Source organism: Gordonia zhaorongruii, from assembly GCF_007559005.1.
Lineage (GTDB): Bacteria > Actinomycetota > Actinomycetes > Mycobacteriales > Mycobacteriaceae > Gordonia > Gordonia zhaorongruii.
Genome location: NZ_CP041763.1, coordinates 1,956,392 through 1,969,575, shown reverse-complemented (window position 1 = coordinate 1,969,575; position 13,184 = coordinate 1,956,392). Strand labels below are relative to the sequence as shown.

Here is a 13,184-nt window from a genome sequence, read left to right as displayed (position 1 = left end):
GCTGGTCTCACAGCAAATCTTAACGTCCTATCATCGACCGGTCCTGATGAGGCGGCTTTCGCCGCCGCCGACCGGTGTGTGATGCTGGTTCCGTGACGAGCATCCAGGTGGCCGACGAGGTATTCGTCGCTGCCGCTGCGTCCCTGGCGGGAGCCGTGGTCGGCGACCGCGCCAGGTGGCGTCAGTGGTGGCCGGATCTGACCCTCGAGGTCGCGCAGGACCGAGGCGACGAGGGCGTGCGCTGGCGCGTATCCGGGCCCCTGAGCGGAACCATGGAACTCTGGTGCGAGAAGCGCCTGGACGGCTTCATTCTGCATTACTACCTGCATGCCGAGCCGGCCCATGGGCTCCCGTCGGACCCGCGGGCCCGGATGGACTCGATCGCAGAACTCAACCGGGTGCGTCGGGTGGCGGGCAAGAAGATGGCTTTCGAGGTCAAGAGCGTTCTCGAAGGCTCGCGTGAACCGGGTGCGCCGGCCGTCCCTGCGGAGGCCGTGGCATGAGCGAGCACACGCAGCGGTCGACGGTGGTCAGCGCCGACGTCGCCGACGTGATGGCGGTGATCGCCGACTTCGAGAACTACGTCAAGTGGGTGAGCGCGGCTCGTGAGGTTCGCGTCCTCGAACGCGACGAACTCGGTCGCGGAACACACGTCCGCTTCGTGGTGGACGCGGGTGTCCTCGCCGACACCTACGAGCTCAGGTACGACTGGTCGGCAGACGGCACTGCGGTGTCGTGGCGCTTGGTCTCCAGCGACCTGCAGCGGGACCAGCGTGGAAGTTACGAACTCGCCCAGCAGGTTCCGGGGTCGACCAAGGTCACCTACACGTTGGCCGTCGACCTGCACATTCCGATGATCAGCCAGCTGAAGCGTCGCGCCGAGAAGGCGATCACCGAATCGGCGCTCAGCGATCTCAAGAAGTGGGTCGAAGGCTGATCGATCTCACTCCCATCCATCTGGTATTCGGCCCTGGTGGCTCGGGCGTCTCCGTGCTCGTCGGGGCCGCCGCGCTCACCGATGTCGACGCGCCGTCGCGCAGCCGTTCCGGGCCGCTGTCCCTCGGAACCGAGCGCGACACCCTGATCGTCACTCTCGATCCGCATTCGTACCTGCCGGCGCGTCTCGGCGTGTTCCGTGTCCCCGGAGATCCCGTCGCGGTCACTGCGGATGTCGACCTTCTGCACCTGGATCAGCTGTCCGTGGTGGAGAAGGCGTGGGCCGAGTTCACTGCCGCCCTGACGGCGGTCGGGTCGGTCCGCAATCTCCTGCCCGTCGTCGGGACACTGTCCGGGGTCGCGCCGGGCGAGATCGTCTCCCTTCCAGGCGCACAGGAGTTCCTGATGCTTCGCCGGATCCGGGATGCCGCGACCAGCGGAGTCTGGCGTCGGATCATCGTCGATATGTCCGGCGTGGGCGACCCGCACGCACTGCTGCGGGCACCGGCGCTCCTGTCCACCGCACTGGAGCGGCTCTGGCCGCGGCACGCACGGCTGGCGGAGGCCGCGGAGAAACCTGCGGTGGCGCAGCTCTCGGCGGCCGTCGAAGGCATCGACCGTGACTGCCAGGACCTCACCGAGTTGTTCACCGACCCGCATTCGGTGGCCGGTCACCTGGTGCTCGACGCAACCGATCGGGGGCGGCGCGCCGCCCCCGATCAGCTGGCCGTGGCGGATCTGACCGGGCTGCCGCTCCGGTCGGTTCTGGTGAGCGCCGGGGAATCCGGCGGGTCGGGCGCGACCGTCGCGGTCGCCGACCGGGTCCGTGAGCTCCTGATCGACGACCCGATGGTCGACGTGCGCGAGATCGGCTCGGGCGGACCGCTCGACCGTCTGTCCCGCCTTCGCAAGCTGAGCGTCCGGCTCCCGGTGCCGAGTGGTCGGCCGCGTGGCAGTGCCGCGCTCACCGTCGACAAGGTGTCCGGCGAGGGAGTCGACTCGGCGTTCGAGTTGGGGTGGCGCCAGGGGCTTCCCGATCCCGACCAACTCGAGTTGGGGCGCTCGGGCGACGACCTGCTCGTCACCGTCTCCGGATTCCGCCAGCCGGTGCGGCTCCCGCCCGTCCTGCGACGCTGCCGGGTCAGTGGAGCAGGCTGGGAGAATGGACGACTCGTGGTCGGCTTCTCTCCTGATCCTGCGGTGTGGCCGCAGGGGCAGGGCGGCACCACTTCCTGAGTGGGGCCCCGGGTAGAATTCGCGGGGGTCCGGATGGGCCCTGACAACCTGATGCCGGAGGATCCGAGAAACCCATGACCGACAACGAGCGTGACTCCCGCGGCGATGCTGCGGGCGGCAACGACCCGGTGAAGGACATGCTGCTCGGATTCGCGGCGAACATCGATCAACTGGCGGGACTGATCGGCGGTACGACCACTGGCTTCGGGCCGGACACGTCGTCCGGACCGATCCCCGAACTGGCAGGCGAACTCGGCGGGCTGCTGAAGGAGCTCGGCGATCTGCTCGCCCGAATCCTCGCGGCCTTCATCGCCGTGCTGGAGGCGATCGCCGAGATGCTGCGCTCGACGCCGCCCGATACCGCCCGGCCGTCGCCGTTCGAGACGATACCGGTGCGGATCACCACCGTGCGGCCTTGAGGTGAGTGTGGAGACCATGCGATGAGTGCGCCGGCGACCACCGATCTGACGGTGGGAATCGACATCGGCGGAACGAGTGTGCGGGCGTGCGTCGTCGACGACTCCGGCCACGTTCTCGACACCTTGCGGACGGCCACGCCGTCGACGACGCAGGCGCTGGAACACTGTCTCGACCGGCTCGTCGGCGAACTGCGCGACCGGTGGGCGGTGGCCGGCGTGGGTCTGGCGATCGCCGGATTCCTCACCCCTGATCGGCGTACCGTCCGATTCTCGCCTCATCTGGCGTGGCGCGAAGCGAACGTGGCGGCCGATATGGAGGCCCGTATCGGCCTGCCGGTGTTCACCGAGCACGATGCGAATGCGGCGGCGGTCGCCGAGCTCAACTTCGGGGCCGCCGCGCGCGGCCACAACACGCTGGTCCTGGCGATCGGAACCGGCATCGGCGCCGGGTTGATCCTCGGCGGCGAGATATATCGTGGAAGTTTCGGCGTCGCACCGGAACTCGGTCATCTGACCGTCGTGCCCGGCGGCCGTCCGTGCGCATGCGGCAAGCACGGTTGCTGGGAGCGTTACTGCAGCGGTACCGCGCTGGTCGACACTGCGGTCGAACTCCTCGCATCTCAGGAGTATCCGCGTAGCGCACTGGCCGCGGAATCGGATGCCGATCCGGGTTCGCTGACGGGCAGGCGGGTGGCTGCGGCCGCGGCGGACGGCGACCCGGTCGCGGTGGCGGCGTACGCGGATCTGGCGCGCTGGCTCGGGGTGGGTCTCGGTATGATCGCGGACGTCTTCGACCCGGATCTGATCGTGCTGGCGGGCGGTGTCGGCGCGGCGTCCGGATTGATTCTCGACGACGCGCGGGAGCATTACACGGCGTCGGTGACCGGTGCCGGGCACCGGCAGCTGGCGCGCATCCGCGGCACACAGCTCGGCGAACCCGCCGGGGTGATCGGTGCGGCGCAGATAGCCCGTCAGGGGCTTGCCGCGGCGCAGTCCGACAGCCAGTAGAGTAAGCGTCACCGTTGTGGAGACGGGCTTGCGTGGATAGGGAACGGGGACGTCGATGTGGTATTTCCTGACGAAGTATGTGTTCGTGGGCCCAGGTCTCGCCCTCATGGGGCGCCCGCGCAGTGAGGGACACGATGAGAACGTCCCCGAATCCGGTGGTGCGCTGTTCGCATCGAACCACCTCGCCGTCGTCGACAGCTTCTATCTGCCGATGATGCTGCGCCGTCGCGTCTATTTCCTGGCCAAGGCGGAGTACTTCACCGAGAGCGGGCTCAAGGGGTGGCTCAAGAAGGTGTTCTTCACTGCGGTCGGACAGATCCCCATCGACCGGGCAGGCGGAGACGCCGCGTTGGGTGCACTGAACGCGGGCCGGAGAGTGGTGGAGGACGGCGGATTGCTGTGCCTGTATCCGGAGGGGACGCGTTCTCCGGATGGCCGACTGTACAAGGGCAAGACCGGTCTGGCCCGCATCGCGCTCGAGACCGGAAAGCCGGTGATCCCGGTCGCGATGATCGGTACCGACCGCATCAACCCGCCCGGAACCATCATGCCGCGCCCCACTCGGATCACGGTGAAATTCGGTGCGCCGATGGACTTCTCGCGCTACGAGGGAATGGCCGGAAACCGTTTCATCGAGCGGGCGGTCACCGACGAGATCATGTACGAGCTGATGCGACTCACCGGCCAGGAGTACGTCGACATCTACGCGGGCAAGCTCAAGAACAAAGACGGAACGTACCGCAAGGCCGAAGACGTCATGACCGGTGAAGCGGAGAACCCGCCGTCCGGAGCGGCCTGAGCGCGTTCAGTCCTCCTGCAGCACACCGACTGCCGGTACCGATGGTCGGTACGGCATCCGCCAGAAGGCGATGAGCAGGGCGATACCCCAGAACGTGTACGTGTTCCCGATGACGTGCTGCCACCACGCCCAGCCGTCCTGAATCGGCGGCAGCAGCTGGAACGGTCCGACCGCGAAGATCAAAGTTCCGACCACGGCCAGAGACCCGTAGACCCGGCGAGCGGCCGCCCGGCCGGTCCGGACCGCGAAAACGAGGCAGGTCGCGATGGCCGGCACGTACCAGACCCAATGGTGGGCCCATGTGGTCGGCGAGACCAGCAGTCCCCAGATCGCGATCGAGCAGGCCACGACCATCGCGTTCACCCGACCGTTCACGGGCCCGGGGGCGAAGGCCTCCTTCGGGCGTGCCGCGAACACGGCGAACGCCGCCAGCACGGTCACGATCACACTCGTGGCGATCCAGAACATCGGCGCAGTCGATCCGCTCTCGCCGAAGATCCGCAGCCACATGGCGTTCAGATTCTGATTGATCCGCCCCTCCGGCTCACCGATGCGGCCGGTGTGAAAGAGGGTGTCCGTCCAGTACGTCTTCGAGTCGTCGGGGATCCACAGCCACCCGATCACGCCCGCCGTCACGAACGTCGCCAGGCCCATCGCCACTGCACGGACCCGGCCGGCTACGAGGAAGATGCCGAGGAACACGAGGGGAGTCAGTTTGATCGCGGACGCCAAACCGGTGAGCACCCCCTGAACGCGGGCGCCCGGACCCGCACGCCGGCCGATGACGAACACATCGACGAAGACGATCGCCGTCAGCACCATGTTGATCTGGCCGAACCCCAAGGTCATCCAGACGGGGTTGAACCAGAGTGTGACCGCCGAGACCGCGATGCTCAACTGCCATCGATTGTGCGGGCTGCCGACGTCGAGAATCGCCAGGGTCACCTTCGTCACATATATGAGCAGGAGGACCGTGATGACCGATATGCCCACACTGGTCACAGTCAGCGACATGGCACCGAGGGGGGTGAACAGGAGGGCGGCGAACGGAGGATAGGTGAACGGCAGCCAGATGCCGTCCTCGGTGAACGGCATCGAACCGTCGGCGTACAGGCTGAATCCCTGATGCCAGAGTTGGCCGCCGATCCGGTAAACGTCCATGTCGAACCGGGTTCTGGTACCGAAACTCGAGGTGAAGGGCACACCGCCGATCTGCAGTGTCGCCGACGCGGCGAAGGCGATCACGATCAGGGCGGTGACGACGGGACTCGGCCGCCACCGACGCAGCACGGCTTCGGCGACGCGAGTCGAGGAGGGCATAGGGAGATTATGGACGGTACGGGGGGTTAACCTTCAACTCGTGCGCTATTTCTACGACACCGAGTTCATCGAAGACGGGACGACCATCGAGTTGGTGTCGATCGGCGTGGTGAGTGAGGACGGCCGTGAGTTCTACGCGGTGTCAACCGAGTTCGATCCCGCACGGGCCGGAAACTGGGTGCGCGCGAACGTCCTCGACAAGCTGCCGTCGCCTGCCGATAAGGCGTGGCGCTCCCGGCGTGCCATCCGCGACGATCTGCATGCTTTCCTCGGTGCAGGGGAGGGGCCGATCGAGTTGTGGGCGTGGGTCGCCGCGTACGACCACGTCGTCCTCTGTCAGTTGTGGGGGCCGATGACCGAACTGCCGCGTGACATGCCGCGGTTCACCCGTGAGCTGAAGCAGCGCTGGGAGGACGCGGGATCGCCGAAGCTCCCCCTCGCGCCCCGCGACGCTCATGATGCGTTGGCAGACGCCCGGCACAACCTGAATAAGTGGATCGCTATCGAGGCGGCGAACCGTGGAGACGTCGGCGCAGGATAGGCTGGGCATCGTGGTGAACTGGACCGTAGACGTACCCATCGACGAGCTTCCCGAACTGCCGCCGCTGCCTGGATCGCTCGCGGAGCGATTCGAGGACGTGCTGGCACGCCCCGCGCTCCAGCAGCCGAACTGGCCGGCGAGCGAAGCGCGCAAGATGCGCACCGTTCTGGAGAGCGTGCCGCCGATCTGCATGCCGACCGAGGTGGAGGCGCTCGCCGACCAGCTCGCCGAGGTGGCGCACGGCCGCGCGTTCCTGCTGCAGGGCGGCGACTGCGCCGAGACGTTCGCCGCCAACACCGAACCGCACATCAAGGGCAACATCCGCACGTTGCTGCAGATGGCCGTCGTACTGACGTACGGAGCGAGTCTCCCGGTGGTGAAGGTGGCCCGGATCGCGGGGCAGTACGCGAAGCCGCGGTCGTCCGACACCGACGCTCTCGGACTTCTCTCGTATCGCGGCGACATGGTGAACGCGCTCGCTGCGGACGAAGCCGCACGCGTGCACGATCCGTCCCGGTTGGTGCGCGCGTACGCGAACGCATCGGCGGCGATGAACCTGGTCCGTGCACTGACCGGTGCGGAAGCGCGCCTGGCCCGCGTCCACAATTGGAACCGGGAGTTCGTTCGCACGTCACCGGCGGGCGCACGCTACGAAGCGCTGGCCGCCGAGATCGATCGCGGACTCCGATTCATGGACGCCTGCGGCGTCACCGATTCGAGCCTCGAGTCCGCGTCGATCTTCGCCTCGCACGAGGCGCTCGTCCTCGACTACGAGCGCGGGATGCTGCGTCTCGCCGATAATCCGCGCGGCGGCGAGGCGACCGACGAGAAGACCCTGTACGACCTGTCGGCGCACTTCCTGTGGATCGGTGAGCGCACCCGGCAGATCGACGGCGCGCACGTCGCATTGGCCAAGCTGATCAGCAACCCGATCGGCATGAAGATCGGCCCCACGACGACGCCCGAACAGGCTGTCGAGTACGTGAAGCTCCTCGACCCGGACAAGCGTCCCGGCCGGCTGACTCTCGTCTCGCGCATGGGCAACGACAAGGTCCGCGAAGTACTGCCCGCCATCGTGCAGGCGGTGGAGGACACCGGACACAAGGTGATCTGGCAGTGCGACCCGATGCACGGCAACACGCACACCGCGTCGACCGGCTTCAAGACCCGCCACTTCGACCGTGTCGTCGACGAGGTCCAGGGCTTCTTCGAGGTTCATCGCGCGCTCGGCACCCACCCGGGCGGCATTCACATCGAACTGACCGGTGAGGATGTCACCGAGTGCCTCGGCGGCGCCCAGGACATCTCCGATCTGGATCTGGAAGGCCGTTACGAGACCGCGTGTGATCCGCGACTGAACACCCAGCAGTCGCTGGAACTGGCATTCCTGGTCGCGGAGATGCTGCGCGGCTGATCCGTCGCTTCAGGCGAGCGCCGACCCGACACTCCAGCCGAGGGCGCCGATACCGCTGGCGATGAGCGCCACCAGTACGAGCCAGATGAACGCGGTCAGACGACCGGTCGCGAGCGGTTCGTCGTGATCAGTCTCGTCGTGATCCGGCTCGTCTTCGAGTATGTCCTCGAGGTCGGGGTTCGCCTCATGGTCCCGGTGCGTCCCGTCCGCATACGCCTCGTCGTCCGGGTGAGGCTGCTGCGCGGCCGGCCGATCCTGCCGCGGGCGGGAGATCGCCGACGTGACGCGAGCCGACGCCTGGCTGGGTGCGGGCACGGTGAACGCCGGAAGCCCGATCTCGTCGACCGCGTCCAAGAGCGCGTGCTGCATGGCGAATCCGTCGATGAAACGGTCCTGCGGCCGACGCTCGGTAGCCTGCAGGACGATCTCGTCGATCTGGGGCGGGATGCCGTCGATGATGTCGCCCGGGGCGGGAACGTCGTAACTCAGACGCTGGTAAGCGAGCGCCAACGGCGTCGATCCGCTGAACGGCTGGCGACCCGTGAGTAGTTCGAACAACAGGACGCCCGCCGAGTACACGTCGCTGCGCGCGTCGATCTCCGTCGATGACACCTGCTCGGGCGACAGGTAGGCGGCGGTCCCGAGGATGACACTGGCCGAGGTGACTCCCGCCTCGGCCACCGCGCGGACCAATCCGAAATCGGCCACCTTGATGTCGCCGGTATCGGAGATCAGGACGTTCTCCGGTTTCACGTCGCGGTGCACCAGGCCGGCGCGATGCGCGGTTCCGAGGCCGCCCATCATCGGGATAGCGACCGCCGATACGGCGTGCGGCGGCATCGGCCCGCGCTCGCGCAGCAGCTCGCGCACGCTACCCCCGCGCACCAGCTCCATCACCAGGAAGGCGATCTCACCGTCGATGCTCTGGTCGTACACGGCGACCAGGCCCGGATGATTGAGCCCGGCGACCGCGCGGGCCTCGAACTCGAAGCGCCGCAGGAACTGCGGGTCGCCGACGTAACGGGCGTCCATCACCTTGACCGCGACCCGACGGTGGAGCCGAAGATCGGTCCCGACGTACACCGCCGACATCCCGCCGCGCGCGATCGGCGCGTCGATCTGATAGCGGCGCTCGAGAACGCGGCCTATCAGCGGGTCGGCGGGGGTGGTCATGGTGATCGAATCTACCCGGTGACGACCGCTTCTCCCACGACCCGAGCACCGGCGAGTAATGTCACCTGCCGTGGCCTCCCTACCGCTTTCCATCGACATCCTTCCCGACGACGCCGAGACTGTCGGGCTCGACGACGCAGCCCGGCGTCTGCGCATCTCGACGAGTCGGGTCCGCACGCTGATCCGCGACCACAACCTGCTCGCCGCCTCCCGCGGCGGTGAGCCGGTGATCCCGGCCGCGTTCTTCGGCCCAGGCGGCCTCGCGAAGCACATCGAAGGCCTCGTCACGACCCTTCTCGACGGCGGTTACACGCGCGACGAGGCACTGGAGTGGCTGTTCACCGAACAGGAGGACCTCGGCTTGCGCCCGGCGGACGCCCTGCACACCGACTCGGCGCGCGAAGTGATCCGGCGCGCACAGGCGCAGGCCTTCTAACGGGCGCCGAGCCGCTCAGAATCGCGGTGGCGACACCAGCGAGACGGCGGCGTGCCCGATGCGCGTCGTCGCCGGGACGACGGCCCGGCCGCCCATCACATCGAGGTCGGCGCGTTCCACTGCGCGCAGGATGTCGCTGTACGAGCGAGTGGCCGCCGAGATCGCCGGCCTGCTCAGCGGCGGAAGCGCGGCGATCGACGCGGTGGTGCGCCGGTACTGGTCGCGGTTGACGGCGATCAGATGCTTGAGCGCGGCCCGCAGTGGTGGGCTGGTGCGGCCGCGCAGCAGATCGCTGCGGAGGGTCGCCTCGTCCACACCGAAAGGAGCGAGCTCGTCCAGTGGCAGGTAGATCCGGTCGCGCCGGAGGTCTTCGGCGACGTCGCGGATGAAGTTCGTCAACTGAAACGCCTCGCCGAGCAGTGCAGCACCTGCGGTGAGGTCGGGATCAGCGCCGAGGACCGGGACGAGCTGCAGACCGATCGCCGCCGCCGAGCCGTTCGTGTACTCGGAGAGCTCGTCCAGGGTGCGGTACCGGTTGCGGGACACCGGCGTCCCGGGCACGTCCATCCGCATCGACGTGAGGAACCGACCGAAGGTCTCGACGGGGATCGAATGCTCGTGCACGGAGACGGCGAGCGCGGCGAGCAGATCTTGATCATCGGATGAGAGTCCCCGGGGGAGAGCTGTTTCCGCCAGCGATGCGGCCAAGCCGGACTCCAGCTGGTTCAACCGGTCCGCGGCGGGCAGGCCGCCGGATCCGGATGGGCGATCGACGACGTCGTCCACGATGCGCGCGAAGCCGTACAGGGCGTGCACGGCTCGGCGGCGCCGGACCGGAAGAAGCGTCGAGGCGAGGTAGTAGGTGCGGCCCGCCCGGGCGGTCAGCGATCTGGCGAGAGCGAAACCGCGGGCGGCGTCAGGCATGACCGCGAACGAGCGAACCGAACCGTCGCAGACGGAGCGGATCGGGTGTGCGCAACGACACCGCGGCCAGCACACCGAGCGCCACGGCGAGTGCTGATTCGAGCGGATTGTAGAACAAGATGGAGTCGTCCGGCTGGAACACTATCAGCAGGTAAGCGCTCAGCCCGACGATCACCTGACGGGCCCACAGTGGCAGCGTGAACGCCACCACCAGCACGGTGAGCCACGAGTAGTACCAGGGGAGCGTCGACGGCTCGAGGAGCAGGACGGCGAACATGGCGAAGCACATGAACCTCATCGCGCCGCGCTCGTCGTGGCGGCCCCGCCACCAGAACAGCACCAGCAGCACCGTTAGCACCACCGATCCGATGGTTCGGGTGATTCCGAGGATCTCCTGCAGATTCCAGACGTGGAACGGTGCGAGAAGGTAACTGAACACGTGCCCGAGGAGTGTGGGAACGGTGAACGGGTTGATGATGCGGTCCGCGAACGCGAGACCGTTCAACCATCCGAACCCGAGTCCGAGGATCATCGTGAACGCGCCGAAGACGGCAGACGGGATCGCGGCGGTCGCCGCGAACATCCCGATCCTGTCGCGGGCCGTCACCTCTCGGTCGCGCCGCAGGTGCGCGAGCCAGATCCACAGGACGAACGGCACCGCGACGCCGGCCGTCACCTTGAGTGCTGCGGCGACGCCGAGAACCACGAGCCCCCACACGTGGCGGCGGCCCAGGGCGAGGGCGATGCCCGCGGCGAGGACGCCCATCAGCAGTAGCTCCGAGTGCGGCCCGCCGACCAGGTGGATCAGCAGCATGGGATTGAGTACCGCCAGCCAGACGCCGAGCCGTCGGCTGGCGCCGAAATGCGCCGCGATCCGTGGTACCGCCCACAACGCCAGAAGGAGTCCGGGCAGCAGGACCACCCGGAACGCCATCACCCCAGCGAAGACGTTCTCCCCGGTCACTCCGACCACGCCGCGGGCCAGCAGCATGAACGCGGGGCTGTACGGCGACGTCGTCGGGGCCCAGATCTGCGCCATCGAATCGAGGACGGGACCCGGAACGTGTGCCGGTCCGTCCTGGTAGGGATCGAATCCGTCGGCGAGCACGGTCGCCTGACCGAGGTACGCGTAGACGTCGCGACTGAATGTCGGCACGGCGAACATCAGCGGTGCGGCCCACGCGAGCGCCGTCGCCGAGGTCGCCCGGAGTGTCATCGCACGGTGATCGCGGCCGATCCGCACCCACGCGATCACCATGAGTGCGACTCCCAGCCAGAAGGCGATGCCCGCCAGCGTCTTGCCGTGGCCATAGGTCATCGGCGCCAGGCCGGCATCGGCGAGCGTCGAATCGTTGCGGGGGACGTCGGCGAGTCCGTAGCTGCCGGCCATCACTCCGAGGGAGCCGATGAACCCGAGGACCGCGTTCGGGTAACGCCTGATCACGTCCGACATCTACCGTGCCTCTTCCGGTCCGTGCAGCAATTCGGCGACACGTGCCGCGGCGAGTCCGCCGGAGACGACGACCGGCGGGATTCCGACGCCCGGCACGGTCGCACTGCCGGCGAGAAACAGGTTCGGGACCGACGGCCACACGTTGGCGGTGCGGAGCGGGCCGGTCTGGCGCACGCTGTGGGCTACCGAGAACGGCGTGCCCGCGGGCAGTCCGTCCCGGAGCCATGTGCGCGGATGGTCGATCCGGGAGATCCGCAGTTCGTCCATCCCCGGGTATCCGCGGCCGGTGAGGGTCCGGAGGACCTCTGCCGTGTACGGGCCGGCCAACTCGCCCCAGGCGAGATCGGCCGAAATCAGGTTCGGGGTGGGGGCGAGCACCGACACCGACTCCAGTCCGTCGGCGACGAACGTCTCTCGGTCGGCGACGGCGCTGCGCGTGATGAGGAACGACCCATCGGTCATCACTCTTCCGTCGCGGCCGGTGATCTCGGCGAACGTCTGCGTCCAGGCCGCACCGAAGTCGACGGTGTGGTGTCCGGACCGCCACCGGCTGGTCATCCCCTCGGGGACCAGGCCGTGCACGACGACGGCGCTGGGGGAGTACTGCAGTGTGCGCATGCGGCGGCCGCTTCCGAGGAGCGCCGCCGTGGCATCCCGCTCGGTGGTGGCGATCACGGCGTCCACGTCGACGCCGTCACCGGTATCGGTCACCACCGTTGTCACGGAGCCGTCCGATCCGCGCCGCAACGCCCGCACCGGGGCCTGGTACTCGATGCGCACTCCTGCGTCGGTGAGTGCGGCCGCGAGCACGTCGCCGAGCCGTCCCATGCCGCCTGCCGGGGCCGATACCCCGCGACCGATGTCCATGTCGGCGATGATCGCGTAGATCGCGCGAGCCCGGTGCGGTGGTACGCCCGCATACAGAGCCTGGAAGGTGAAGGCGCGCTGCAGTCGCTCATCGGCGACGAAGCGCGACACCGCCCCGGTCAGGCCGCCGAGTGCGCCGAGTCGGGTCAGCTCGGCGGCAGCCCGGCGGGTGCGCGTGTCCGTCAGGTCCGCGAGTCCCCGGTAATTTCGGTCGATGAACACGTCGTACTCGGCGTCGTACACGTTGCGCAGCCAGGCGAGCAGCTCGACCACGCCGTGGGCCGAGTCGGCGCCGAACGCCGACTCGACGGCGGCCGGGATCTGCGCCGCATCGTGCGGCACCGACAACGAGGTGCCGTCCGCGTAATTCATCACGTAGCTCGGGTCGACCGGTCGCAGGGCCAGCCGCTCACGGGCGTCCGCGGCGCTGATCCCCAGTGCTCCGAGTGTGTCGACGATCAGTTCGGGCATTGTGAGAACCGTTGCGCCGGTATCGAACCGGTGACCGTCGATGGTCTCGGTGCGAACCAGGCCGCCGGGTGCGGCCGACGACTCGAACACGGTCACGTCGGCTCCCGTGGCGCGCAGATGAGCGGCTGCGGTGAGACCGGCGAGGCCGGCTCCCACGACGGCCACGCGGGAAGTTCGGTTCATGCCG

At 68.1% G+C, this 13,184-nt stretch carries 14 protein-coding genes; 9 read left to right on the top strand and 5 right to left on the bottom strand.

Annotated elements, in window-relative coordinates:
* Positions 1-92 precede the first annotated feature (92 nt).
* The 6 genes from FO044_RS09100 to FO044_RS09075 all read left to right on the top strand — a co-directional run bounded on the left by FO044_RS09100 (position 93) and on the right by FO044_RS09075 (position 4,398).
* Positions 93-503: a hypothetical protein gene (locus FO044_RS09100; protein ID WP_132991580.1), complete on the top strand. Its 411-nt coding sequence runs from the start codon at positions 93-95 to the stop codon at positions 501-503.
* Positions 500-937, top strand: coding sequence for an SRPBCC family protein (locus FO044_RS09095; protein WP_132991579.1), 438 nt, complete (start codon positions 500-502; stop codon positions 935-937). Before FO044_RS09100 ends, FO044_RS09095 begins: the two co-directional genes overlap by 4 nt.
* A 20-nt stretch (positions 938-957) precedes the next feature.
* Positions 958-2,172, top strand: coding sequence for an ArsA family ATPase (locus FO044_RS09090; protein WP_132993263.1), 1,215 nt, complete (start codon positions 958-960; stop codon positions 2,170-2,172).
* 74 nt (positions 2,173-2,246) lie between these two features.
* Entirely contained in the window at positions 2,247-2,591 is a 345-nt protein-coding gene (locus tag FO044_RS09085; RefSeq protein WP_132991578.1) for a hypothetical protein, read from the top strand.
* Positions 2,592-2,612: 21 nt separating this feature from the next.
* Positions 2,613-3,599: an ROK family protein gene (locus tag FO044_RS09080; RefSeq protein ID WP_132991577.1), complete on the top strand. Its 987-nt coding sequence runs from the start codon at positions 2,613-2,615 to the stop codon at positions 3,597-3,599.
* Between the two features lie 55 nt (positions 3,600-3,654).
* Complete coding sequence (locus tag FO044_RS09075; protein WP_132991576.1) at positions 3,655-4,398, top strand: lysophospholipid acyltransferase family protein; 744 nt, start codon at positions 3,655-3,657, stop codon at positions 4,396-4,398.
* A gap of 6 nt (positions 4,399-4,404) precedes the next feature.
* Here FO044_RS09075 and FO044_RS09070 read toward each other — a convergent pair whose 3' ends face one another.
* Positions 4,405-5,718 (bottom strand): glycosyltransferase 87 family protein, encoded by a 1,314-nt coding sequence (locus tag FO044_RS09070; protein ID WP_132991575.1) that lies wholly within the window; start codon positions 5,716-5,718, stop codon positions 4,405-4,407.
* A gap of 40 nt (positions 5,719-5,758) precedes the next feature.
* Between FO044_RS09070 and FO044_RS09065 the strand changes: the two genes are divergently transcribed.
* Together FO044_RS09065 and FO044_RS09060 are read left to right on the top strand one after the other, a co-directional pair.
* Positions 5,759-6,259: a polyadenylate-specific 3'-exoribonuclease AS gene (locus FO044_RS09065; RefSeq protein WP_132991574.1), complete on the top strand. Its 501-nt coding sequence runs from the start codon at positions 5,759-5,761 to the stop codon at positions 6,257-6,259.
* A 10-nt stretch (positions 6,260-6,269) separates the two neighbouring features.
* Positions 6,270-7,673, top strand: a complete 1,404-nt coding sequence (locus tag FO044_RS09060) for a class II 3-deoxy-7-phosphoheptulonate synthase (protein WP_132991573.1) — start codon at positions 6,270-6,272, stop codon at positions 7,671-7,673.
* Between the two features lie 9 nt (positions 7,674-7,682).
* Here the strand turns inward: FO044_RS09060 and FO044_RS09055 are convergent, their stop codons facing one another.
* Positions 7,683-8,846, bottom strand: coding sequence for a protein kinase domain-containing protein (locus FO044_RS09055; protein ID WP_132991572.1), 1,164 nt, complete (start codon positions 8,844-8,846; stop codon positions 7,683-7,685).
* Positions 8,847-8,916: 70 nt separating this feature from the next.
* Here FO044_RS09055 and FO044_RS09050 point away from each other — a divergent pair, with 70 nt between their 5' ends.
* Positions 8,917-9,282, top strand: coding sequence for an Rv2175c family DNA-binding protein (locus FO044_RS09050; RefSeq protein WP_132991571.1), 366 nt, complete (start codon positions 8,917-8,919; stop codon positions 9,280-9,282).
* 15 nt (positions 9,283-9,297) lie between these two features.
* Here the strand turns inward: FO044_RS09050 and FO044_RS09045 are convergent, their stop codons facing one another.
* The 3 genes from FO044_RS09045 to crtI are packed head-to-tail and all read right to left on the bottom strand — an operon-like array spanning position 9,298 to position 13,180.
* Positions 9,298-10,206 carry a phytoene/squalene synthase family protein gene (locus FO044_RS09045; RefSeq protein ID WP_132991570.1) on the bottom strand — a complete coding sequence of 303 codons (909 nt, stop codon included), beginning with the start codon at positions 10,204-10,206 and terminating at the stop codon, positions 9,298-9,300.
* Complete coding sequence (gene mptB, locus FO044_RS09040) at positions 10,199-11,659, bottom strand: polyprenol phosphomannose-dependent alpha 1,6 mannosyltransferase MptB (RefSeq protein WP_132991569.1); 1,461 nt, start codon at positions 11,657-11,659, stop codon at positions 10,199-10,201. Before mptB ends, FO044_RS09045 begins: the two co-directional genes overlap by 8 nt.
* Positions 11,660-13,180 carry a phytoene desaturase family protein gene (crtI, locus tag FO044_RS09035; protein ID WP_132991568.1) on the bottom strand — a complete coding sequence of 507 codons (1,521 nt, stop codon included), beginning with the start codon at positions 13,178-13,180 and terminating at the stop codon, positions 11,660-11,662.
* Positions 13,181-13,184: the final 4 nt, after the last annotated feature.